Below are 24,157 nucleotides of genomic sequence, written 5' to 3' on the forward strand. Positions count from 1 at the left end.
CGTTTTATGACTAGTCGAGCGCTATTGCGGTACAATTTGTTATTCATATGCACTGTAGTGGCTTGTTATTTACTGTAAATAAAGTAATTTAACCGCTATAACCTATTATAGATTAAACAAAATGAACCAAGCCTCAACCGCGTCAAAGCAACAAAAAGCATTTTATCGAAAGCTATTTATCGCTCATCAAATCGATACTGAAACCCATAATTTATTATCGTTACATCAGTTGACGAATATGCCCCGCCGAACCTTACAAGACTCGATTGCAGCTTTTAGCGATTTGGGTATTGAGTGTGAATTTGTTCAAGAGGGAGTGCGTAATAACGCCGGTTATTACAAAATAAATGATTGGGGCCCAATTAATTCGCTATGGGTTAATGAATATATAGACGAAATTAAGTTAATACTTACTTAAACTCGCACAATGGCACTGGTAATTTATATTTATTTTGCTAGTGCTAATTTAGATATATATTCTATTTTTTAGCAAACAGTTTGTGGATATTTTATCAATCTAGAGAGGTATTTTAAATTCATAGTTGCGATGCTTGTTATCATGGTAATTGTAACTAAATATTAATTTAATGCTTTTTGCATATATTAGTAATCCGCTATGCATTAATTAACAAAATGCATTTACATTTCGTGGTTGCCATTTTTTTTCGGCCTTTCAAATACCTTGAAATATAACGTTATACATTTCATTTTTTAGTTTTTAATACTTAAATTACATATGGTTATGGTATATCTACCAAAATCACATTTAGCTGTTTTTTAACCTGTTCTACCGCTGTTTTTTAGTCTTTTACACTGCCTCTCATTGTTATTAAATATGGCAGGCTAACCCACCACTATGCTTTGGCTTCGATTTCAATTTTCCCTAAATGTGACTTACTTCAATATTCAGGTTATTGATTCTGATATCTTCCGTCAAAATTTTTCGTACCTTTGTACGAGTTGTGAGTGTATGTAGTCTGATTGTATGTGTGATGATGCATTTTGTGTGTGTTTTTAATTTGTGTGTATTTGGTGTGTAAATAAAGTGAGCGTATGCAAGGTTGGCGCTGTGATTGTTTTTTTCGTGGCAGTTATATCCTTACTACGCTGAATGTTATTTATTGCTAACCATATTCACCACAATAAGAACCAGCAACTTAAATCCTGCAAAGAGCCGTTGGTATCAGGAGGAGAGTTGCAGGATTTTTTATGAAAAGTCCTGCTCGCGCTATATCACTTAATTAATTTTTATATAAAACACCTTTGTTGCGATATTTAAAATAGTGGAGAACGAAAATGCACGGAAGATTTACCTATAACCGAGTAGCGCTATTAGTTAGTGCGTTATTAACCTCATGGACTGCGGTTGCTGGTAATTCAGATGCTTCTGAACCTGAAGCATCTAATTCAGATATTGAAGTAATTGAAATTTATGGTGATATGGAGCGACGCGATGGTTTCCGTCCTCGCACTGCTGATATGGGGCCTTTAGGTACGCGTTCTCTACTTGATACTCCTTATTCGATAAGTGTTTTTAACAATGAATTAATTGAGTCGGTAGGAGCTACTAGTTTAAACGACATTCTTAAATACATGTCGTCAAGCCAAATGGAAGCTCGTGGTGGTACTGACGTGGGTCGTCCGCAGAGCCGTGGCATGGAAGGCAGCGTAGTACAAAACAACCATATGGATGGTTTGAACGTTGCTGCGACTACAGCACAACCAATTGAACTGTTTGACCGAATTGAAGTGATCAACGGCTTAACTGGCGCCATTTATGGGCCTGCAAGCCCAGCGGGTATGTTTAATTACATCATGAAACGGCCAACAAGTGATTACTACACTTCGCTTAATACTGGCGTAACTGATGGTGGCGCAGTGACGTTACATGTTGACACTGCTGGCAGCCCGAACGAGTACTTTGGCTACCGCGTAAACCTACTTAATGAAGAAGGCACTGGTTATGTAAAAGGCTCGAATATCGACCGTCAATTAGGCGGTATTGCTCTAGATATTCGTCCTTTTGAGCATACGGTTATCGAGCTTAACGGTAGTTACTATCAGTTTGAAAAGTTTGGTTACCCAGGCGGTTTTTCTTACAGCGATGATGTGGCATTACCGGATGCTCCCGATTCTAACGAGCAAGGTTATGGTCAAGAATTTGCGGGTACAGAGTTAAACTCTAAAACATTCAGTGCACGTGTTAAACAAGAGATTAACGATAACTGGTCTTTTTCTGTCGGCTACCTTGAGCAGGACGTTGAGCGAACTTTTGCATCAGTAAGCCATAAGCTAACGGGTGAAGGCACTATGATCTCCAGTGTTACTGTAGCGGGTACAACCAACAAGTATGAAATAACCAGTAATAGCGCTCATTTAAACGGCCAGTTTAATACTGGTGATATTCGTCATGACGTTGTGTTTGGTACAACGGGTTACAGTTGGGATATTTTCACTGGAACCAGAAGACAAACGCAGGTATTAGGCACGTCAGACGTATATGACCCGCAAGTGTATGCTCGACCTGATATTCAAATGGGTAACCCTTACACCTTATCAAGTACGACTAAGGCACAGAGTGGCTTTATCGGCGACACCATTACTTGGAATGAAAAATTCTCGACCATGTTAGTGGGTAGCTACAGTGAGTTTGAGGTTGATAAGTACGGAGCTAGCGGCGGTTACAATGATGACGGTTTGAGCTCTACGATTTCAATGATCTACAAACCTGTACGCTCAGTATCAATTTATGCTGCCTATGCGGATACATTAGAATCGGGTGGAACCGCGTCTGATACCGCTGTTAATGCGAATGAAAGCTTACCGCCAGTTCGCAGTGAACAGTATGAATTAGGTTATAAATCTAACCTAGGCAAATTTGATATCAACGCTGCAATTTTCCAACTTGAGCGCGCAATCGCTTATGAGGGTAGCGACGGTATTTATAAAGATCAGGGTTTACAGCGTAATACCGGTGCAGAGCTAAGCGTTAACGGTAATATTACCGATGCGCTTAAAATTTTCAGTGGTGTGACTTACTTGAACTCAGAGCTTAAAGAAGCTTATGACGAAAGCACAACCGGTAAAAAAGTGGTGGGTATACCTGATTGGCAAGGTAACTTCTTGGCAACTTATGCCGTTGGTGCAGTACCAGGTTTATCGGTAACCGCCAACTTACATTATACCGGCAAACGTGCAGCTAACAGCACCAATACAACTTGGGCTGACGGTTACACCACGTTGGATTTGGGCGCGACCTACCGCACCGAAAAATTCTTCAACAAGGCGCTAACGGTAAGGTTGCACGTAACTAACGTTACTAATACCAAGTACTGGTCTGCTATTTTCCCAGGCAATATCTCGGGTACACCTGGGTCTAATAACTCAGCTTTCTTAGGTGAGCCAATGCAGGCATTCATTTCTGCTTCTGTGAAAATCTAATCAAGCTGTAGGTTGCCACCGTTAGGTGGCAACCTAAATTGGAGCCATTGATGAAAAATAAAATAGAATCGTCCCTATGTCAGCGCTTGCTGCTGTGTTCTTGCCTGCTTGTTCCCACCTTGGTTCAGGCTGAATCTAATACCCGCCAAATAGATTATTACGAGGACATGTCGGTCACCGTAACCAATAATGTGCAGCGCGTTGCCACCAGTTGGGAGTCGCAAAACTCAATTATCACCATGCTGGGTTTTGGTGAGCGTATTGTAGCAACCACAAGGTTTGCCCGGCTTTCACCTGCGTTTCGTAAATTTGTGCCAGGTATTGCAGAGGTACCATTGTCTACCAATGGTGGCCAAGCCGGCGTTGATGTTGAACGTATGCTGGCATTACGTCCTGATATTATTTTTGTCGGTATGGGGTTACCTCAATCGAAGAAAGAACAATTAGAGCGTTCTGGTATTGCCGTTGCGACTTTTCGCTCTGGTGGTATGGAAAAAATGCTTGAGCGAGTCGGACTTATTGGCAAAATGCTGGGGGATGAAGCTGATGCCGAGGCGCAGCGTTATCTTGCCTATTTTGAAAAAAACCGCTTAAGGGTCGCTGAGCGTATTGCGTCGATCCCTGAAGCTGACCGAATCAAAGTTTATGTGGCGTCCGGTACTCCGTTGGCGACCACTGGACGCCCGTCGTTAAACCAAGATTGGCTAGATTTAGCCGGTGGTATTAACGTTGCTGAAGACTGGCATTTAACGGTTAAGTCTGAAACCACTTCTATTGCGAGTATTGAGTCGATTATCGGTTCTAACCCCGATGTGATTATCAGTATGCGCGCGCGCGATGTTGATGTAATCAATTCCGATCCTCGTTGGAGTAATATTAACGCCGTTAAAAATGGCCGCGTTTACGCCAACCCTCGCGGAATATTCTGGTGGTGCCGAGAAAGCTCCGAAGAAGCGCTACAAATGTTATGGGTTGCCAAGCTTTTATATCCAGATTTGTTTAGCGACATTGATATGCGTAAAGAAGCTTTTGAGTTTTACCGCGAGTTTTACGATATTGAACTCACTGATGAAGACCTTGATGGTTTTCTCAACCCTGCCCCAATGGCTGTGAGGTCTCGAACGTGAGTGAATCAACAGAACACCCATTATTACAATGTAGCGGACTGACCTTTTCACGTGTGAATCGACTGCTGCTTGATCGTATTTCGTTAGAAATTAACCCCGGTGAAGTCGTGGCGCTACTGGGCCCTAACGGTGCCGGTAAAAGTACCTTAATGCGTTTGTTACTCGGCTTAGAGGACGCATCAGCAGGTGAAGTGTTAGTCGATGGAAAACCGCTACAAGACTATAACCGCCGCGATTTGGCTACCCGAGTTGCCTATGTGCCGCAAAGCCATGTTAGTCCTTTTCCATACTCTGTGCGCCAAGTGGTGGCTTTAGGTCGACTTTGCAGTACTGGTTTGCTGGGGGCGATGCGCCCTAAAGATCATCTGGTTATTGATGAGCAGTTGCAGCGATTGCAAATTTTTCATTTAGCAGAGCGCCCTTACACCGAAATTTCTGGTGGTGAGCGTCAATTAGTGCTGCTGGCTCGTGCACTGGCACAAGAAGCAACATTACTGCTGTTAGATGAGCCTGCGTCAGCGCTCGATTTTGGTCATCAGGCTCGATTGCTGATGAAACTTAAACAGTTATCTGAAGAAGGTTTGGCGGTTGTGATGACCACTCACCACCCTCATCACGCTCGTATGATTGCTGATAGAGCATTGTTACTTCGCGATGGTCAGTTGTTGGATCAGGGTAAACCACAAGAAGTGCTTAATCGAAGCACTATGCGGGCACTTTATGGGATCAGCGAATTAGAGTTAGACACTTTTGCTGCCGCGGGTTGGGAATTATAAATCATGTTTAAACACTCTGTTTTATTGCAAGGCGTTTTATTGGCAGTGGCGTTATTTGCGGCCTCAGTATTTGCACTTTCGATTGGGAATTTTCCGATCAGTATGAGCGATATAGGGCAATTTGCTGCTACCTCTGTAGGGTGGAGCACTATGGATACTGATCGCTATAACATGCTGAGTAATGTGCTGATAGATGTACGCTTACCTCGCATACTTGCGGCTATTTTAGTTGGTATGGCGTTGTCTGGTTCAGGTGCGGCATTTCAGGCAGTATTTCGTAACCCACTGGTGTCACCCGGAATGCTCGGTGTGTTAGCGGGGGCATCATTTGGTGCTGCGCTGGGCATGCTCATTCATGGTGACTGGATCACGATTCAGTTGTTGGCCTTTATGTTTGGCTTATTAGCTGTAGGCATTGGTGTTGCCGTGAGCCAAATTTTTGGTTCTGGATCAATGATCACCTTACTGCTCGGCGGGATCTTAAGTGGTGCGATGTTTAGTGCATTGCTATCACTGGTTAAGTACATGGCCGATCCGCAAGATCAGTTGCCTTCAATCGTTTACTGGTTAATGGGTAACTTAGGGTTATCGGGCTTGAGTGAAGTGTTGTGGTTGTCGATCCCGCTACTGATTGCGATTGCTGTGTTGTGCTTTTGTGGTCGCGCAATGGACGCGATGTCGATGGGGGATGATGAAGCAAAAGCCTTGGGGATATCTGTAGTACCTATGCGCTACACCGTGATATTAGCTGCGACGCTTGCATCGGCATTATCGGTGTCGATTGCCGGTATGGTTGGCTGGGTTGGTTTACTTGTGCCGCACCTTGCGCGAATGCTGGTGGGACCATGTAATGCACGTTTAATCCCTGCGAGCTTGATGTTAGGCGCTTGTTTTCTGTTACTCGCCGATTGCTTGGCCAGATCGATTGCTGAAGTTGAAGTGCCAGTTGGGATTATTACCGAAGTATTAGGTTTACCCATGTTTTTGTTTGTATTACATCGCGCCCGTAAGGGGTGGAATTAAGCTCTAAGTTAGAGCAGGAGAAAGGTTAATGGAAAGTTTGGTCAATTGGCGCTTAGTTCGTGAACGCATGTATGCCCGGACTGAAGGTGCAAAGGCTGCAAACTGGGATAAGTTTGCTGACATGTATGACAACATGGCAAAGCTTGAGACTCGCTTCACTCAAAAACAAGTCGACAGTATGCCGATTGAACCTAGTGATACCGTGGTTGATATTGGTTGCGGTCCAGGACGATTATCGATCCCTGTTGCGCGCCGTGCGGGTGAAGTGACCTGTGTTGATGCATTTGCCAATATGCTAGATCGCTGTATTACAAACGCGAGCGTTCAGGGTATTGATAATATAAACCCGTTACTGCTCGACTGGAATGCAGACGACGCCGTAGAGCGTATTGGTGTACATGACGTGGCGATTGCTTCTCGATCTGTGGGTTTTTCAGATCTAGTGAAGTTGAACCAAGTTGCCAGCAAGTATGCAATTATTATGAACTTTGCTAACGCGCCGAGTTTACGCGAGATTCAGCTCGATTTCTTAGAAGGGATCACTGAGCAACCTAACCGTAAGTACACGCCTAGCAGCCGAGCGTTAAGCTACAATGTGACGTTTAACATGCTGTACGATATGGGCGCTGAGCCGAATATTTTGATACTTGATGATGGCTTTGAAGCGACTTTTGACACCAAACAAGCCGCTTATGATGGGTTACGTTTTGTGGGTGATATTCCGGCTGAGTCTGAAGCGCGTTTCCGTCAAAATGTAGATAAATACCTGACCGAAACTGACGATAAGCGCTGGAGACTTTTCCGTCCAACACGCTCTTATATCATGTGGTGGAAAACCTCTGACGTTAATGCTTAGCATTAGCATGCTGCATCGTTAGCCTAATAAAGGGTGGTATTAAGCATTAATACCACCCTTTTTATTTATATTGTATTGAGACATCCTACCTACTTTAGCCGTTACGTATGTTCAATCAAAGCGTTGGTATACGGCCTTATCTCGTCATAGAGTATCTAGATCATCAGTATCTTATTGCTGGCCCTTGTAGTGCCCAATCTTTCAATTAGGCTGACATTTATCATGCCGTAATAGATGGCTCATCATGTGCCATCAACGCATTGGCAGCATTATTAAGCAACGTTATTATAGAGGTATAAAAGGTAAGCAATTAACGTAAGATTAAGTGTTGCTAATTAAACTTCGCGATCCTTGTTGATTCAAGGATAATAACCGCCTTTTTACGCTTTTTATTTGTTCAGTTTAGGGATTTAGTCCGTGCTAGCCAATGTTTCAGGTTTACAGTCAAAATTAAAATTAATTGATAACAGCAAAGTTTTTCAAGGCTTTGTTATTTTTGTCATCATCGTGTCCGCGCTCTCGATTGGCGCGCATACTTACCATCTGCCTAGCTGGATGGAGCAAGGTTTATTGTTATTGGATCTAGGTATTAGCGTATTTTTTGCCGTTGAAATCGCAATCCGCTTTTTAGCTTGTGAGAACCCAAAACGCTTTTTCAGTAGTGGTTGGAATGTTTTTGATACCATCATTGTCATTGGCAGTTTAGTCCCCGCGGGTGGCTCGGCTATTTTACTAGCCAGGTTACTTCGTATTTTCAGGGTCTTGCGTTTGGTGTCGATGATCCCCGAGCTGAGAATGCTCGTAAACGCATTATTTAAAGCTATACCGCGTATGGGTTACATTGCGCTGTTAATGTTTGTTATTTTTTATATCTACGGCGCGATTGGCAGTATGCTGTTTGCGGATATTAATGACTTTTTATGGGGCGATGTTTCAGTTGCGATGCTAACCCTATTTAGGGTGTCGACCTTTGAGTCATGGACCTCGGTGATGTACGAAACCATGGCGGTTTACCCACTGAGTTGGATCTACTATTTAAGCTTTATATTTCTGACCGCGTTTGTGTTTTTAAACATGATGGTGGGTGCAGTGCTTGATGTGATGACACAAGAAACCGCCGCAATGCGAGCAGAAGATGACGCGCCGCTAGGTGACCACGATAAACCAGCCAGCGTTGCCGATGTCGCCGAGCTTAAAGCTCAGATAGCGGATTTAAAAAAACTACTACAGACGACTCGTTAATAAAGTCAGTGCTCAGTTAGAGTACTGCAAGCCAACACCGTTAATATGTGTGACTGCAATATATGGCGCCGAAGTGTTTCACTCACTTCGGCGTTTTTTTATCCACCGATAATGGACGTGATAACACCAAGGCGCTGTTTGCTGCGGATATAAGTTACAAATATTGAGCATTGTGCGCTAAAGCAATACATCGTTATACCAATGTTTACCCTCTAAAATAATCTGCTGTCACAATAATATTGTGACTTGCTAACGGGTGGATTAATCAATCGCGTTTGCGGCCCTCGGGCTGACGCTGTCAGTCACACTGAAATACAGTTGTATAGAAAGTGTTGCATCTTCATGCAAATTAAACTTGTTTAATATCAACATTGATAAGTGGTAGCTAAAGTAGGTTTGCTTTAACTGCTTGTGTTGTAAAGCTTATTTTTCAATGTTATATGACTTGATGCCCAAATATAATAAATATGTGACCCTGTTTTCATAAACTCTGTATTTACATTTACTTACATTTGTAACTGTCATACATATAATGTATTGAGCTGGTTTTGCGGCGCTCAAACAGAATTTTAGGTCTATTTTGTGCGCATTTCGCATAAAAACATCAAGGTATGAACAAATGAAAAAACAAAACTTATTGCTGTCCTTTTTAATCTCTCCGTTATTTTTGGCAATGTACGGCTGTAATTCAAGCGATGATGCTAAGCAAACAACGCTCCCAGTGCTGGAAGCGGCAACACCTGCAACATTAAGCGTGTGTGAAGGCATTAAAGAAACATTCTCCTATTCTGACACCACCATTACCAGTGTTGAGCGTGTTGAAGCGGGTATCATTAAAGACTACAACACCCCTGCACATTGTATTGTTACTGGTTACATGAATGAACGAACAGGTAAAGGCTATGCGGCAGAAGCTGAAGAAACAGAGTTTGCGATTGGTTTTGAAATGCGTTTACCTATCGATTGGAATGGCCGTTTTTATTACCAAGCGAATGGTGGCCTAGACGGCTCAGTGAAAACGGCAGTGGGCGATATTTTGTATTCAGGAACGGAAGACTCTGCTGCACTGAGTAAAGGTTTTGCTGTGATCAGTTCAGATGCCGGTCACCCAAGCCCAACACCGACATTTGGTTTAGACCCACAAGCCCGTAAAGATTACGGCTATAACGCTGTCGCTGAATTGACACCAATGGCCAAAGACTTGATTAAAACTGCTTACGGTAAGCAACCGGATCGCTCTTACTTCGGTGGTTGTTCTAATGGTGGCCGCCATACCATGGTTGCATCAACGCGTTTTAGCGAAATGTACGATGGTTTCCTTGTGGCAAACCCAGGTTTTCATCTACCACAAGCGGCCGTTTCTCAAATGTACGGTGTACAGCAATATGCAAGCTTGGTTGATACGTCGACTGCCACCGATGCGGATATTTTATCTGTGCTAGAAAGTGCCATTACGGTACCTGAATTTGCTGTTGTGGCTGCTGCTGTTGTGGCTCAGTGTGACGCGCTTGATGGCGCTGCTGATGGCATGGTTAACGCTATCATGGCATGTCAGGAAGCATTTGATTTTGATCGAGACGTAAAAACCTGTGATGGCGAACGTGATGGTACGTGTCTTACTGCAGAGCAAAAAACCGTGTTTGCTAACGTAATGAAAGGTCCACGCCATAGTGAAACTGATGCAGAGGTTTATACCAAGTTTTTATACGATGCAGGTATGGGTGGCACCGGCTATACCAGTTGGGAATACGAAATGGCCATGACACGAGATCCAAGTGCCGTCGCGTTTATTTTCACCACTACGCCAACACCATTCAACTACCGTTCTAACCTCGCTAACTTTGAGTTTGCTAATGGGTTTAGCATGGACACCGATGCAGAAAAAATCTTTGCGATTGACGACGAATACACTGAAGCGGCCATGACATTTATGCCACCCGTTGATGAAACTGATCTTTCTGCCATGCGTGCTCGCGGTGCTAAAATGATGGTGATTCATGGTACGTCGGATCCGGTTTTCTCGGTTAACGATACCATTAACTGGTTCGAAGGCGTTCAAGATGAAAACCAAGGTAATGCTGATGAGTTTGCCCGCCTTTACCTAGTGCCAGGCATGAACCATTGTGGTTCGGGTCCATCAACTGAAGTATTCGACATGCTTGACGACTTAGTTGAATGGGTTGAAGAGGGCATGCAACCTCAAAGTGTTATTGCGACAGTTAAAGCGGGCAGTACTGACATCCCCGCTGACTGGTCTGCAACACGTACCAGACCACTTTGTCCATACCCAGCAGTAGTCACATATTCTGGTACCGGTAGTATTGAAGATGCTGCTAACTTTAGCTGTGTTTCGCCGGAGTAATCGTTAAGCATCTGGTGTTGCAGCTAATGTAATTTAGTGTTGTATCTTAATAAAGCCTGCTATATGCAGGCTTTTTTGTATCCGCTTGGCTACTGCCTTCTATCACAAACTTGAGCTTTGACTATTAGCTATGCGTCACAGGTCCAATATGCTTTAGGTTACCCTCGTTTAAACCGCACTTTTCACCTGAAAACGTTTAAATTATGTCTATAATATGTGTGCTTCAATTGCTGATGTTGTGTGACTCGTTCTTGTGTTTAATGTGCTGCTCATAATAGTGTTTTAAGCTCACTATTACTTAAGTGTCATACGTATAACAGATTGCTATGATTAACAAATTAAAGTAGAATTTTTGGTCACTTTTTCACGTGTTTTATGTCGACACGAAGGTCTAAATAAATGAACAAACAACACTTATTACTATCGCTGACGATTCCGCTTTTTTGCTCGTCACTCTCTGGCTGCAAAACAACTGAAGTGGCCAAGCCGCACGCATTACCGACGCTTGAAGCTGCCAGACCTGCCACATTAAGTGTATGTGAAAAACTAGCTGACGCATTCAGTTACCCCAGCACTACCATCACTGGCGTTGAGCGTGTAGAAGCTGGCATTGTTAAACGTTACAGCACGCCAGCGCATTGTATCGTAACCGGCCACATGAACGAGCGTATGGGCAAAGGCTATAAAACTGACACCACAGCCTATGCGATGGGTTTTGAAATGCGCTTACCAGTTAACTGGAATGGCCGTTTTTATTACCAAGCAAATGGTGGTTTAGATGGTGCAGTTAAACCTGCCGTTGGCGATATTATGTATACCGGAACAGAAAATTCAGCGGCACTAAGTAAAGGCTTTGCCGTGATAAGTTCTAACGCTGGCCACCCAAGTCGTACCCCAACATTTGGTTTAGATCCGCAAGCTCGTATTGATTACGGTTATAACGCTGTCGCTGAATTGACGCCAATGGCAAAAGCGTTGATTAACGTGGCTTATGGTAAGCTGCCTGACCGTTCTTATTTTGGAGGTTGCTCTAACGGTGGCCGCCATACCATGGTTGCATCAACGCGTTTTAGCAATATGTACGATGGCTTCTTGGTGGCAAATCCTGGGTTTCATTTACCGCAAGCTGCGGTATCTCAAATGTACGGTGTGCAGCAATATGCAAGCTTAGTTGATACTTCAAATGCTACCGATGACGATATTTTACCCGTGCTTGAAAGCGCGATTACTGTGCCAGAATTTGCCGTGGTAGCTGCAGCCGTAGTGGCGCAGTGTGACGCACTCGATGGCGTACAAGATGGCATGGTTAACGCTTTATTGGCTTGCCAACAAGCGTTTGATTTTGAACGCGATGTGAAAACCTGTCGTGGTGAACGTGATGGTACTTGTCTGACAGCAGAGCAAAAAACCGTGTTTGCTAATGTCATGCAAGGCCCACGTCATAGTAAAACTAATGCCGAAATCTATACGAAGTTTTTATACGACGCGGGTATGGGCGGCACTGGTTATACCAAATGGGAATACCAGATGGCAATGACGCGCGACCCAAGTGCCGTTGCGTTTATTTTTACCACTACGCCAACGCCATTTAATTACCGCTCTAAACTGGCTAACTTTGAATTTGCTAATGGCTTTAGCATGGACACCGATGCGGCAAAAATCTATGCAACCGATGGCGAGTATACTGAAGCACCAATGTCGTTTATGCCGCCGGTTGATGAAACTAATTTGTCTGCTATGCGGGATCGCGGTGCTAAAATGATGGTGGTTCATGGTTCGTCGGATCCTGTTTTTTCGGTTAACGATACCATTAACTGGTTTGATGGTGTTCAGCAAGAAAACCAAGGCAATGCCGATGAGTTTGCGCGGTTGTATCTGGTACCGGGTATGAACCATTGTGGTTCAGGTCCAGCAACCGAAGTGTTCGACATGCTTGATGACTTAGTTGAATGGGTGGAAGAGGGAGCGCAACCTCAACAAGTGATTGCATCTGTTAAAGCAGACAGTGCTGACCTACCTGATGATTGGTCTAAAACTCGTACCCGTCCTCTTTGCCCTTACCCTACAGTAGCGACTTATTCTGGCTCAGGTAGCATTGAAGACGCCGCTAACTTTAGTTGTGTTTTACCTGAGTAATTGCGCAATGTTACTTTGAGGTTGTGCAAACGAATGTGGCTTTAAAGCTCATATGATTAAGGTCTATCGTTTGCTCTCATTATAAAAAAAGCCTGCAATATGCAGGCTTTTTTTTGCTTTAAATTAAGGCGTTACAAAATCGAATTCATGGCATTCAGCACAAACAGTTTCTGCAGACTCTTTATGAATGTTATGGCAATCAGAACATTCTACGTCACCTAGGTGTGAATCATGTGGGTTGGCTTCTAACTCTTTTTCTTCGCTTAAAGCGCGAATATCGTCGTAACTACCGTGACAATCAAAGCAACCTTCCATGCTAGCAGGTTTTTTCATACCGTTAACATGGCAAGATTTACATTTCACTTTCATCTCTTTATGAGCGCCATGAAGCTCTTTTTTTGCATGAGCTAAAGGGGCTGTGGCAGCAACGGCTAAAAGGAGGCAACTTAGTGAAACTGTCTTCATAATATTAAGCATAAAAGGGTTTTCTCGAATGTTTGGTTAATAATATACGTTAAATGTATGACATATGGTTTAGTGGGTAAATGTTACAACGCTGTATATGAATAAGTGATCACAGTTTTGCCGTAACTGAGTAGAGTGTCACGTTTATTGGCGCTTACTTGAGCGCGAGCAAAATGAGTATTTGTAAGTGCTGATGTAATATGTAAACTCATAGGTATGTGACTGTGATGTGAGTGAGTGTTTTGGACACTTGCTTTTACATTTACTGTGATATAATTTACCGGTCGTTCTCATTTCGGCTTAATCTTGGCGGTATATTCCGTTAAGCAGTAATAGCCTCTTATCTAAAGGATTAACCTTGAAGAACTTTGAACCTATTAAGAAGGTAAAGGCTTCTGACGAAGTCTCTAACCAGCTAAGGCGCGCCATTTTTGAAGGCCGCTATGAAGCAGGTGATAAATTACCGTCTGAACGTGAACTTATTGAATCTTTTCAAGTCAGCCGCACGGTTGTTCGTGAAGCGATTAAAGTACTAGAAGCACGTGAGTTGGTTGTGATTAAACAAGGTGCAATGGGCGGCGCTTTTGTTAAGGAACGAACATTTGAAAGATTAAGTACCGAATGCAAAGATCTATTTTTCTTAGGTAATATGTCTTTTGATGAGATTTGTAAAGCGCGTCTTGCTATTGAGCCTATTGTTGCAGGTCTAGCTGCAAAACACTGTACGCCTGAGCAAGCTGAAGTGCTAAAAAAAGCAAATGATGACGAAAGCCGAACCTTGGAATACCCAGAAACGGTGATTTTGCGAAGCCACGTCCACTACTTGCTTGCTGACATGTGTGATAACCGTTTTTTGACAGCAATTGATAAGTCATTAATTCAACTTGTTGGTAGCATTGCGAGTCAGTTTCAACCTGATACAGACAAAATTCACCCACCTGGAATGCATAATCCGGTCGTTGATGCGGTTATTGCCGGTGACGAAGAAGGGGCTGAAAAGGCGATGCGCGAACACTTATTAGAGTTTCTGGGCTTACTTGCTGATATTGAATCAGATTACAGAAAGCACAACTTAACTAATCTAACGCCACAAAGTTAATTTGCTGTAACATCAGTTAGAAGTGATTTATTAGTGCCATAATTTGGCGCTAATTTAAAACCAATTGCTAATTAAGTTTTGGTGGCGAGAGTCAGTGTTTTAATTTAACGCGAAAATTGAAGCTCTTTTATTAAACATTAAGATTAATTTTCATTAGTCTTAATGTTGTAGCAGCTGTTGTGAATGCTGCTGATTTAGCATTATCGATACCTCTAATTTTTATTACTGTAACCATTAATTAGCGGTTTTCAGTGTTTCATATAAAAATTCAATAGTACAAATTCTTCTCTAGCTGCATTCGCTTAGCTCAAGTTTATCGTGGTGTGTTCACCGTTAGTTTCCGATAACGCTATAACAGATAAAACCAATCCAACTTAAAATTAATAAACCCCATGGTAAATAGGCCATATTAGTACCTTGTTGACTTGTCTCAGCGCTATTGAGTTCGTTGGTTGACGCCTTAGCTTTGGCGCGAGCTTGCTGTTTTTTTTGTTTGTCGCGAATTCTGGCTTTATTTTTTTGTTGTTTTTTATATTCCGCAATGCCTTTTTCAATGCCAAGAGCGATGAGCTTGGTTTGCTCTTTAGATTGCCCTGGTTTCTGGGTTGATTTAGCGACTTTTAGCGCGTCGTTTTTAGTTTCGCTTGAAATTGGTTGTGCCATGTTTGATGAATGCTTAGCTAATGATAAATGCACTATAACATGAGCTAATTTGCGAGTGGTTTACTTATTTATTTAGTCGCTGCCTTATCACCATTTTGGCAGAGTAAATAATTTAACAAGGCCTATGCCTGCATGGTTATGTTAAATCTGACGTCACAATATTTAAAATAGCAGGGGCGTACTGCTTCCCGGCTCCATAACGACTACGGGATCGTAGTTCCAAACTTGCCTAATGGTAGCAGGTGTTAATGCTGTATGTGGTTGGCCGTCGTTGACGACTTGCCCTTTTTCGAGCACCACGACTCGGTCGGCATAACGTGAGGCTTGATTGAGGTCATGCAGCACCACAATAACAGCGTACTCATGTTGGTGTGCAAGTGATTTTGCTCGCAGCAATACCCGGTGTTGCTGCGCCAAATCGAGTGCCGATGTGGGCTCGTCTAATAATAAAATCGGTGGCTTATCTGATTGCGCTAATTGTGTTAGTAGACGTATTTAAGGTGTATTTGGGGCGAGACAAAAAACGCGTGCTAATTACTGAGCAAGTGACACGTTTCAACACACTTAAACAGCAGTTTACTGCTACAGCATAGAGGCAGCACAGTGATGACAACACAAACCGCGCACCGATTAAGAGACAAGTTACTGCCAGAAATTGAAGCGTTCAAGCAAACTCGTTCAACTCTTCAGTTGGCGACTCAAGATGCGCTGGGGATCCCTAACGCCAGTTATGCTCCGTTTGCTTTGGCTGATGACGGCTTTTATATTTTAGTCAGTCAACTGGCGCGCCATGGCACAAACCTTAATGCATCTAATCAATTGTCGGTGATGCTGCTTGAAGATGAAAGTGAGGCTAAGTCTATATTTGCGCGTAAGCGACTTACGTTTGACGCAACGGCTGAGCGAGTTGAGCGTGATACACAAGCGTTTACTAAAGGGGTATTAGCTCTGTCGCTACGCTTTGGTGACATGATAGATAACCTTGCCAGCCTGACCGATTTTCATCTGTTTAAGCTTAATCCGCACCAGGGTTTATACGTCAAAGGGTTCGGTCAAGCCTTTAGTTTAACGGGCAAGCAGTTGCTAGATGTAAACTGGAAACGTGACGGCCACCATGGCACACCTAAAGCGGGGTGAGCAAGCAATCGTAACTGAATCATAACGGTTGATACCTATTGCTTGGTGATTGCTGTACCGCCGGCAGATGGGCTTAGCTCTACAATAATCATTGCCCGCAATTTCGCGGGTTTTGTTATTCTTATTGCCAGCAAAATAAGTAATTATATTTTTATTCGCCTGAAAATAGGGCGATGATAAGGTGTAAGCTAAGCGTTATCATCAATGTGTGGTTGCAAGCAGTCACATTCGATAGTAGCGCCAGCGCTGGTTGTGGAGGTGTCTACAACATTGTTGTTTATCTTTTTAGTTAATCTGGTACTGGATTAAGGACGTTGTATTGAGCCTCAATAAACCTTCGGTTTCTTCTGTATTGCCTGAGACCGCAACGCCAAATAAAGCGAAACCTAATAACATTAACAATCGAGCTGTATTGCCTTGGCTTGGCGCATTTTTAAAACCCTATCGGGTACAAGTTATTGCGGCAATAGTCTGCTTATTTATCGGTTCATTAGCTTGGTTATCACTGGGGCAAGGCGTCAGGTTGATGGTTGATGAAGGTTTTTTACAGGATAACGGTTCCCGCCTAAATGAAATTATTCTACTCGTTATTGGTATTACAGCATTAAGCAGTAGTGCCATATTTTGTCGTTTCTATTTAATGACCTGGTTGGGCGAACGAGTGAGCGCCGACATCCGCTTAAAAGTGTATGACCATCTATTAAAACTGTCGCCAGGTTTTTATGCCAAATTGCGCACCGGAGAGGTGATCTCGCGCTTTACTGCTGATTCAACCTTGTTGCAATCGGTGGTCGGCCAAAGTTTGTCGATGGCATTGCGCTCGAGTGTGACAGTTGTCGGTGGCATTGTGATGATGGCAATCACGAGCCTTAAAATGACCGGCTTAGTGCTACTAGCTGTGCCCTTAGTTTTGGGGCCGATTTTCTTTTTTGGGCGTAAAGTACGTGATTTGTCACGTAAAAGCCAAGACCGAGTTGGTGACTTAGGCGCGTATGTTGATGAAACGCTTCATGAAATCCATACGGTACAAGCCTACTCCCACGAAGACCAAGATCGCACCTTATTTAATGACAGAGTCGAAGCGATTATGGACGCCGCAAAAGGGCGGATTAAGTACCGCTCGATACTGATTTCGTTGGTGATGTTTTTAAGCATTTTAGCCATCGCGTTGGTCACCTGGGTGGGTGCTCATGACGTGATGAACGGCAGTATTAGCGGTGGCGAGCTCTCGGCCTTTATGTTTTATGCGGTCATGGTGGCGGGGTCTGTCGCGACAATTAGCGAAGTGATTGGTGAAATTCAACGTGCTGCTGGGGCCACAGAGCGCCTCATTGAGTTAGTTGAAACCCCGATTGATATTCCTACCGTAGCACAGCCGCAGTCTTTACCTGCCGTTGTGCGTGGTGAACTTAAATTAAAACAAGTGCATTTTGCTTACAGTAATATTGCTGAAGGCGGTGTTGAACAAGACGGCGAAGATGATGTCCTGCAAGGTCTAGATATTCATATTCATCCCGCAGAGCGGGTCGCTTTGGTCGGCGCTAGTGGCGCGGGTAAGAGTACTCTGTTTGAACTATTGCAACGTTTTTACCTGTTAAAAAGTGGCAGTATAGAGCTCGATGGCGTTGATATTGCGCAGTTACCCCCGCAGTTGCTGCGTCAGCAATATGCGTTGGTACCACAAGAGTCGGTAATTTTTGCCTGCAGTGTATTGGATAACGTACGCTACGGGCGTTTAGATGCCACTGAAGCAGAGGTGAAGCAAGCTTGTATCGCTGCTCGAGCAGATGAATTTATCACCAACTTTACTGACGGTTACCATACTTATTTAGGCGAACGCGGAGTGCGTTTATCAGGAGGGCAAAAGCAGCGTATCGCCATTGCGCGCGCCATCTTAGCAGACCGTCCTATTTTGTTGTTAGATGAAGCAACGAGTGCGCTTGATGCCATTAGCGAGCAAAAAGTAAAGCAAGCATTAGACCGTTTAATGGCGAATAAAACGACGCTGATTATTGCTCACCGTTTAGCGACGGTGATTAACGCTGACCGCATTTTAGTACTCGACCAAGGTAAACTGGTGGCCAGTGGCACTCATAAAGAGTTGATGCAAAGTAGTGAGCTGTATCGAGAGTTTGCTAGCTTACAGCTGTTAACGGATGATACCGCCGTTGAGGGGTAAAAATTTAAACTATATTGAGGCCAACTGCGTATTGGTTTTTATAACGTTTAACGCCATTTAAAAGGGAGTTCAATTATGCGGTTATGGTTAATATTGAGTATGTTTTTTTTGTCAGCTTGCACCAATCTACCAAAAGGGATTGAGCCGGTTAATGAGTTTGAATTACCCAAATACCTCGGTACTTGGTATGAAATTGCTCGACTCGATCACAGCTTTGAGCGAGGTATGGAACAGGTGACCGCTAACTATGCAATGCGTGATGATGGTGGCGTAAAAGTGACTAATCGCGGTTTTAAAACCGCCGAGCAAGTTTGGGAAAGTGCCGATGGTAAAGCGTTCTTTGTTGATGATGCCACGGTTGGTCATTTAAAGGTGTCTTTCTTTGGTCCCTTTTATGGCTCTTATGTGGTTTATGAACTGGATAAAGAGGCTTATCAATATGCTTTTATTACCAGCTATAACCGTGAATATTTATGGTTTCTATCGCGTACGCCCACGGTGAGTGATGCACTCAAGCAACAGTTTACCAAGCAAGCTAAACAGTTGGGTTTTGCTATCGACCAGATTATTTGGGTGAATCAATCCTAGGCGGTTTATTGTGAGCCGCTAGCCAAAAGGGAGCCACTGGCTCCCTTTGTATTAATGAGTGTATCTCAATGGCTGACTGAAAAAGTCATGCAAAATTATGTGCGTAACTCTCGGCGTAGCGTTTTGCCGACTGTCGATTTTGGTAATGAATCAACAAATTCAATGACCTTAGGGTTCTTGTACGCAGCTAAATGCTCTCGACAATACTGTGCAATGTCTGCCTTTACTTGTGAGTGGTCGAGTTTAGGGTTATCTAGCACAATAACCGCTTTGACCGCCTCGCCACTACGATCATTTTCAATGCCAATGACTGCACATTCTAGTACCGCATCATGGCTGGCAAGCACATCTTCTACCTCATTGGGGTAGACATTAAAACCAGAGACCATAATAACGTCTTTTTTACGGTCGACAATTTTGTAAAAACCATCACTTAATGCAACCGCAATATCTCCGGTTTTAAAAAAGCCTTCTGCCGTCATCACTTGGTTAGTTTCTGCTGCGTTGTTCCAATACCCCAGCATCACCTGTGGCCCTGTTACGGCCAGCTCACCGGGTTCCCCATGTGGGACTTCGTTGTCGTTAGAGTCGAGGATTTTGACTTGAGTTGCTAATACCGGTTTACCAACCGTGCCGATTTGTTCAAGTCCTGGCGAATTAAGCGATATTACCGGTGAGGTTTCAGATAAACCATAACCTTCAGAGATGTTGCAGCCAGTAGTTTGTTGCCATGTTGACGCCGCTGCATGTGTTAATGCGGTGCCTCCAGAAATCGTCACTTTAAGGTGGCTAAAATCAAGGGAGGTAAATGCAGGCTGGTGGCACAGGCCGACAAACAAGGTATTTAACCCCGCAAATCCGGTAAATTTGTGTTGAGAAAGTGTGTTAATTAGCCCTGCTATATCCCTAGGGTTTGGAATTAATACTGAGCAGCCACCGCGTTCATAGTAAACCATTAAATTAACCATAAAAGCATAGATATGGTAGATGGGAAGTGGTGCTACAAAAATTTCTTCACCCTCACTGATATAGTTACCCAACCGTGATTTTACTTGCATGGCATTAGCGATTAAATTGCCGTGAGTTAACATGGCACCTTTCGATAATCCCGTGGTGCCACCTGTGTATTGCAGTGCGGCTATTTGCCCTAAAACGCTAATAACAGGAACGTAGTCTAAATGCTCACCTAAGGCTAAAACTTCACAAAATGGCACTGTCGGGAATGCGACTTCAGGTTGTGGTTGCGGGGCGATTAAGTCCATTGCGTGAGTCGATATTACGGTCTCAATATTGGTGTTGGCAACAACGTCGGTCAGCGTTGGAAGAAGGTCCGACAGCACAATTAATGCTTTGGCCCCTGAGTCATTATATTGATGGATCAACTCTCGTGGGGTGTATAACGGATTTGTATTAACCAGCACCATACCGGCTTTAATTGCGCCGTAGGCCGCAATGACAAACTGGGTCAAGTTGGGCAGTTGAATTGCAACTCTATCGCCTTGTACCAAGTTAGTTTTTTGCTGTAAATAAGCGGCGAACTGACGGGAATATTGGTTGATTTCATTAAATGTGGTGTCTTTACCTAAACAGGAATAGGCTGTTTTATCACCGTAGCGGGCACTGGCAAGCTCTATCAGATCGTTGAGTGATGCGTATCTGGAGAGGTCGAGTGTTGAGTCTGAATCATATGCCATTGAGCCGCCTTAGCTAATTGTCGATACTAAATGTCGATAGTTATGGTGTCTGTTAACGTGGAGCATTTGGCTAGGTTAGTGTGATTTTTACCTTAAGGTCAATGGTAAAAGTTGAAATAAGCCGTTTTATGTCGTCAGGCACAATATTTCTATAGTTTTGTAATTGTTGGTTTTTTATTAAGGCTGCAAATGGCTGTAGACGTTATTTAGCGTCGAGCAAGGCTGTGAGCTCGTTATATTGATGAGTCGATTAAATGAGTATTCTAGAGTTTGAAGCTCAAACTTGATGCATAATCTGTTGGTGTTAATTAAGCTTGCGCTTAATTAGTCGATCAGTGATGTGAGCACGGTAAATGCATTGTTAATAGGCTTGAAATACTGGCTTTGTAATAAAGTTGTTAAAAAGGTATGTTTTTTAAACCTATGAAAAATAGCGTCAAAACAAAGTTATTCACTGTTTACGGCCGTTTTAATTGAATTTTGAATGGTAATTGTTTTCTTTTTGTTATAAAAATGTTTTGTTGATGTTTTCTCTCTCATTGGGAGTGAGTTGTAATTTTTCCATTTTACATGGCTTAAAAATCCACAAAATAATAATTAATGACGAGAATATGATGAATTCAAAGAAAAGGAATAACTACGGTATTAGCTCACTGAGCTTAGCTGTATCGATAGCACTTTCGGGGATGGTTACATCGGCATATGCAGCTGATGAAGATACGGTTGATTTAGCAGATGTTGAAAAAATTGCCGTCGTTGGTTCACGTGCAACGCCACGTTCAATTGGTGACTCACCAGTACCGATTGATATTATCGGTGCCGATGAAATGAAAAAGTCTGGTAACTCAGACATGCTTGAAATTCTTAAAGGCACGGTGCCGTCTTTAAATGTGCACTCCAATCCAATTAGTGATGCTGCTAGTTTGGTTCGACCTGCTAACTTACGCGGCCTCCCTGCTGACAGCACGTTAATACTGCTCAATGGTAAGCGTCGTCACCGTTCATCGGTTATTGCTTTTTTAGGGGGCGGAATTAATGACGGTGCTCATGGACCTGATATTTCAGTGTTCCCGAGTGCGGCCTTGAAGCAAGTTGAAGTACTTCGTGATGGCGCTGCTGCGCAATATGGCTCTGACGCGATTGCTGGCGTGATTAACTTTGTATTAAAAGATGATGCTGAAGGTGGCTCACTTGAAGTCAAAACCGGCGAGTATTACGAAGGCGACGGCACGACAACTGAAATAAACGGTAACGTGGGCATGCCATTAACTGAAGATGGCTTTGTGAACTTAAGCTTCCAGTATAAAAACTCAGACCCAACCAGCCGCAGCTTACAGCGCCCTGATGCCGCAGCATTTGCTGACGCCGGTCTAAATGTAGATAACCCCGCCCAAGTTTGGGGCTCTCCAGAAGTTAAAGATGATATTTCATTGTTTGCTAATGTTGGCTTAGATCTTGATGATAAGTCAGAAGCTTACCTGTTTGGTAACTATTCAGAGCGTGATGTTAAAGGCGGTTTTTACTACCGTAACCCGCATAATCGTCCAGGTGTTTACTCTAATGATGACGGGGCTACATTGTTGGTTGGTGATTTAACTCCAGGACCTGTTGGGCAGATTAACAATGGTTTAGCCGATGGTGATGGCATAAGCTGCCCAACTATTAATATTACTTCAGCAAATGTGACGACTCAGCAAGACTATATTGATGGTATTGCTAACAACCCAAACTGTTTTGCTTTTAATGAGCTAGAAGGACTTGCAGAAGGCTTTACTCCAAACTTTGGTGGCAATATTGTTGATACTTCAATTGTTGCCGGTACCAAGGGTGAGTTTGAGATTGAATGGTTAGAGGGCGTTCTTTACGACTTTAGTGGCTCATTTGGACAAAATGCTTCGAGCTACAAAATTTACAATACGTTAAATGCGTCGATGGGCCCTGATTCGCCACGCGACTTTAACCCAGGTAAATACACGCAAACTGAGTGGAACTTTAATGCAGACTTCGTCAAGTTTGTCGATTTTGGTTTGGCTGATGATGTGAGCTTTGCCGGTGGCCTTGAGTGGCATGATGAAACATTTGAAGTGACTGCGGGCGATGAAGCATCTTTCAAAGTTGGTCCGTTAACGGATCAAGGTTTTGGTATTGGTTCTAACGGTTTCCCTGGTTTCCAACCTTCGGCAGCGGGTGAATATACTCGCCGTAACTCAGCTGTTTATGTTGATACTAGCCTACCTATTACCGACGCGTTACTAGCAGAAGTTGCAGTGCGCTATGAAAATTATGACTCTTTTGGCTCGACCGTTAATTATAAAGTGGCAGCTAACTACAGCATTATGGATGAGCTGGCAGTACGTGGCTCGTTTAATACCGGTTTTAGAGCACCAACTGTTGGGCAAGCAAATGTCAGTAACGTACAAACCAATTTATCCGATGGGGTATTGGTTGACTCGGCATTATTGCCGCCAACTAACCCAATTTCAGTGCAGCTTGGCGGCACCGAACTAACCCCAGAAGAGTCACAGAGCTTTACCTTTGGTGCAATATACAACCAAGGTGATTTCTTCATGACGGTTGATTACTACAATATTGAAGTTGAAGACCGTATTAGTCAGTCAGATAAAATCAGCTTAAGCGATGACGATAAAATAGCGTTACTGGCGGCTGGTGTACCTAATGTTGCTGGCTTAAGTCAGGTGAGTTTCTTTACTAATGACTTTGACACCACCACTCAAGGTGTTGATGTGGTTGCTAACTATACCGCAGAGTTATTTGCTGGTGATGCTAGCTTCTCGCTGGCGTATAACTGGAATGAAACTGAAGTTGATCGTTTCTCTGATATTACCGGTGACTTTAAAGTTCAGCGTTTAGAAGAAGATCTTCCAAAGCACAGAGCAACGTTTACCTGGGGACAGGGTTGGGACCAATTTGGTTTATTTACTCGAGTTAACTACTACGGTGAGTATCAAGGCGTGCACGTCGATTACGATGCAACAGTGGTCACCGGTAGTGCAGCCGTCACCGTTGATATGGAACTGAGTTATTATATTAATGATTCATTCACTTTAGCGCTGGGTGCACAGAACTTGTTTGACCAAGAAGCTGAAGCCCTCGATTTTGAGAAAAACACTGGCATACCAAATAACAACTGGGGCGGTCAGTACTACGAAACATCTCCATTTGGTTTTAATGGCGGATATTACTACGTGAAGGGAACGTATAACTTCTAGGTCATTTTAGTGGGAAATTGAAAAGCCTTGTCTGATGACAAGGCTTTTTTGTTTTTAATTGGGCGTTAAAGCCCAAGCGGGTTAACACAGCTGCGCAAGTAAGCTTATATTCAGTTAAAATAGACGCAGTTGATGTTTT

The 24,157-nt window shown here is 43.4% G+C and carries 17 protein-coding genes and 1 pseudogene; 14 read left to right on the forward strand and 4 right to left on the reverse strand.

The window, feature by feature from the left end; all coding sequences use genetic code 11:
• The first annotated feature begins 121 nt into the window (after positions 1 to 121).
• From RGE70_RS03400 to RGE70_RS03440, 9 genes are all read left to right on the forward strand, one after another.
• Positions 122 to 418, forward strand: coding sequence for a winged helix-turn-helix domain-containing protein (locus RGE70_RS03400; protein ID WP_310470150.1), 297 nt, complete (start codon positions 122 to 124; stop codon positions 416 to 418).
• Between the two features lie 878 nt (positions 419 to 1,296).
• Positions 1,297 to 3,441: a TonB-dependent receptor gene (locus RGE70_RS03405; RefSeq protein WP_310470151.1), complete on the forward strand. Its 2,145-nt coding sequence runs from the start codon at positions 1,297 to 1,299 to the stop codon at positions 3,439 to 3,441.
• Between the two features lie 50 nt (positions 3,442 to 3,491).
• Positions 3,492 to 4,568, forward strand: coding sequence for an ABC transporter substrate-binding protein (locus tag RGE70_RS03410; RefSeq protein WP_310470152.1), 1,077 nt, complete (start codon positions 3,492 to 3,494; stop codon positions 4,566 to 4,568).
• Entirely contained in the window at positions 4,565 to 5,344 is a 780-nt protein-coding gene (locus tag RGE70_RS03415) for an ABC transporter ATP-binding protein (RefSeq protein WP_310470153.1), read from the forward strand. Before RGE70_RS03410 ends, RGE70_RS03415 begins: the two co-directional genes overlap by 4 nt.
• 3 nt (positions 5,345 to 5,347) lie before the next feature.
• Complete coding sequence (locus tag RGE70_RS03420) at positions 5,348 to 6,367, forward strand: FecCD family ABC transporter permease (RefSeq protein ID WP_310470154.1); 1,020 nt, start codon at positions 5,348 to 5,350, stop codon at positions 6,365 to 6,367.
• Positions 6,368 to 6,395: 28 nt separating this feature from the next.
• Positions 6,396 to 7,223, forward strand: coding sequence for a class I SAM-dependent methyltransferase (locus RGE70_RS03425; RefSeq protein ID WP_310470155.1), 828 nt, complete (start codon positions 6,396 to 6,398; stop codon positions 7,221 to 7,223).
• A 417-nt stretch (positions 7,224 to 7,640) separates the two neighbouring features.
• Positions 7,641 to 8,465 carry an ion transporter gene (locus tag RGE70_RS03430; RefSeq protein ID WP_310470156.1) on the forward strand — a complete coding sequence of 275 codons (825 nt, stop codon included), beginning with the start codon at positions 7,641 to 7,643 and terminating at the stop codon, positions 8,463 to 8,465.
• 619 nt (positions 8,466 to 9,084) lie between these two features.
• Positions 9,085 to 10,827 carry a tannase/feruloyl esterase family alpha/beta hydrolase gene (locus tag RGE70_RS03435; RefSeq protein WP_310470157.1) on the forward strand — a complete coding sequence of 581 codons (1,743 nt, stop codon included), beginning with the start codon at positions 9,085 to 9,087 and terminating at the stop codon, positions 10,825 to 10,827.
• Between the two features lie 399 nt (positions 10,828 to 11,226).
• Positions 11,227 to 12,963 carry a tannase/feruloyl esterase family alpha/beta hydrolase gene (locus tag RGE70_RS03440; protein WP_310470158.1) on the forward strand — a complete coding sequence of 579 codons (1,737 nt, stop codon included), beginning with the start codon at positions 11,227 to 11,229 and terminating at the stop codon, positions 12,961 to 12,963.
• A gap of 123 nt (positions 12,964 to 13,086) precedes the next feature.
• On the opposite strand, the gene RGE70_RS03445 is transcribed toward RGE70_RS03440, so the two are convergent.
• Positions 13,087 to 13,428 carry a cytochrome c3 family protein gene (locus RGE70_RS03445; RefSeq protein ID WP_375087895.1) on the reverse strand — a complete coding sequence of 114 codons (342 nt, stop codon included), beginning with the start codon at positions 13,426 to 13,428 and terminating at the stop codon, positions 13,087 to 13,089.
• A 358-nt stretch (positions 13,429 to 13,786) separates the two neighbouring features.
• Between RGE70_RS03445 and RGE70_RS03450 the strand changes: the two genes are divergently transcribed.
• A complete protein-coding gene (locus RGE70_RS03450) occupies positions 13,787 to 14,527 on the forward strand; it encodes a FadR/GntR family transcriptional regulator (RefSeq protein ID WP_310470160.1) in 741 nt (246 codons plus the stop codon).
• Between the two features lie 333 nt (positions 14,528 to 14,860).
• Here RGE70_RS03450 and RGE70_RS03455 read toward each other — a convergent pair whose 3' ends face one another.
• Both RGE70_RS03455 and RGE70_RS03460 read right to left on the reverse strand, forming a co-directional pair.
• Positions 14,861 to 15,190 (reverse strand): DUF2956 domain-containing protein, encoded by a 330-nt coding sequence (locus RGE70_RS03455; RefSeq protein WP_310470161.1) that lies wholly within the window; start codon positions 15,188 to 15,190, stop codon positions 14,861 to 14,863.
• 162 nt (positions 15,191 to 15,352) lie between these two features.
• A pseudogene (locus RGE70_RS03460) lies at positions 15,353 to 15,682 on the reverse strand (ATP-binding cassette domain-containing protein); the annotation flags it as partial.
• 114 nt (positions 15,683 to 15,796) lie between these two features.
• Between RGE70_RS03460 and hutZ the strand changes: the two are divergent.
• The 3 genes from hutZ (at position 15,797) to RGE70_RS03475 (ending at position 19,094) form a co-directional block, all read left to right on the forward strand.
• Positions 15,797 to 16,327 (forward strand): heme utilization protein HutZ, encoded by a 531-nt coding sequence (hutZ, locus tag RGE70_RS03465; RefSeq protein ID WP_310470162.1) that lies wholly within the window; start codon positions 15,797 to 15,799, stop codon positions 16,325 to 16,327.
• 352 nt (positions 16,328 to 16,679) lie between these two features.
• Positions 16,680 to 18,506, forward strand: a complete 1,827-nt coding sequence (locus RGE70_RS03470; RefSeq protein WP_310472907.1) for an ABC transporter transmembrane domain-containing protein — start codon at positions 16,680 to 16,682, stop codon at positions 18,504 to 18,506.
• Positions 18,507 to 18,581: 75 nt separating this feature from the next.
• A complete protein-coding gene (locus RGE70_RS03475; protein ID WP_310470163.1) occupies positions 18,582 to 19,094 on the forward strand; it encodes a lipocalin family protein in 513 nt (170 codons plus the stop codon).
• Positions 19,095 to 19,189: 95 nt separating this feature from the next.
• Here the strand turns inward: RGE70_RS03475 and RGE70_RS03480 are convergent, their stop codons facing one another.
• Positions 19,190 to 20,788, reverse strand: a complete 1,599-nt coding sequence (locus RGE70_RS03480) for an AMP-binding protein (protein WP_310470164.1) — start codon at positions 20,786 to 20,788, stop codon at positions 19,190 to 19,192.
• 614 nt (positions 20,789 to 21,402) lie between these two features.
• Here RGE70_RS03480 and RGE70_RS03485 point away from each other — a divergent pair.
• Positions 21,403 to 24,018, forward strand: a complete 2,616-nt coding sequence (locus RGE70_RS03485) for a TonB-dependent receptor plug domain-containing protein (RefSeq protein ID WP_375087928.1) — start codon at positions 21,403 to 21,405, stop codon at positions 24,016 to 24,018.
• Positions 24,019 to 24,157 lie beyond the last annotated feature (139 nt).

This window comes from Shewanella youngdeokensis, assembly GCF_033180165.1.
Lineage (GTDB): Bacteria > Pseudomonadota > Gammaproteobacteria > Enterobacterales > Shewanellaceae > Shewanella > Shewanella youngdeokensis.

What these genes read in the sequence shown, in the direction of transcription:
- RGE70_RS03400 (WP_310470150.1), top strand. Translation starts at nt 122, where the DNA reads ATGAACCAAGCCTCAACCGCGTCAAAGCAACAAAAAGCATTTTATCGA.
- RGE70_RS03405 (WP_310470151.1), top strand. Translation starts at nt 1,297, where the DNA reads ATGCACGGAAGATTTACCTATAACCGAGTAGCGCTATTAGTTAGTGCG.
- RGE70_RS03410 (WP_310470152.1), top strand. Translation starts at nt 3,492, where the DNA reads ATGAAAAATAAAATAGAATCGTCCCTATGTCAGCGCTTGCTGCTGTGT.
- RGE70_RS03420 (WP_310470154.1), top strand. Translation starts at nt 5,348, where the DNA reads ATGTTTAAACACTCTGTTTTATTGCAAGGCGTTTTATTGGCAGTGGCG.
- RGE70_RS03425 (WP_310470155.1), top strand. Translation starts at nt 6,396, where the DNA reads ATGGAAAGTTTGGTCAATTGGCGCTTAGTTCGTGAACGCATGTATGCC.
- RGE70_RS03435 (WP_310470157.1), top strand. Translation starts at nt 9,085, where the DNA reads ATGAAAAAACAAAACTTATTGCTGTCCTTTTTAATCTCTCCGTTATTT.
- RGE70_RS03440 (WP_310470158.1), top strand. Translation starts at nt 11,227, where the DNA reads ATGAACAAACAACACTTATTACTATCGCTGACGATTCCGCTTTTTTGC.
- RGE70_RS03445 (WP_375087895.1), bottom strand. Translation starts at nt 13,428, where the DNA reads ATGAAGACAGTTTCACTAAGTTGCCTCCTTTTAGCCGTTGCTGCCACA.
- RGE70_RS03455 (WP_310470161.1), bottom strand. Translation starts at nt 15,190, where the DNA reads ATGGCACAACCAATTTCAAGCGAAACTAAAAACGACGCGCTAAAAGTC.
- hutZ (WP_310470162.1), top strand. Translation starts at nt 15,797, where the DNA reads ATGACAACACAAACCGCGCACCGATTAAGAGACAAGTTACTGCCAGAA.
- RGE70_RS03475 (WP_310470163.1), top strand. Translation starts at nt 18,582, where the DNA reads ATGCGGTTATGGTTAATATTGAGTATGTTTTTTTTGTCAGCTTGCACC.
- RGE70_RS03480 (WP_310470164.1), bottom strand. Translation starts at nt 20,788, where the DNA reads ATGGCATATGATTCAGACTCAACACTCGACCTCTCCAGATACGCATCA.
- RGE70_RS03485 (WP_375087928.1), top strand. Translation starts at nt 21,403, where the DNA reads ATGAATTCAAAGAAAAGGAATAACTACGGTATTAGCTCACTGAGCTTA.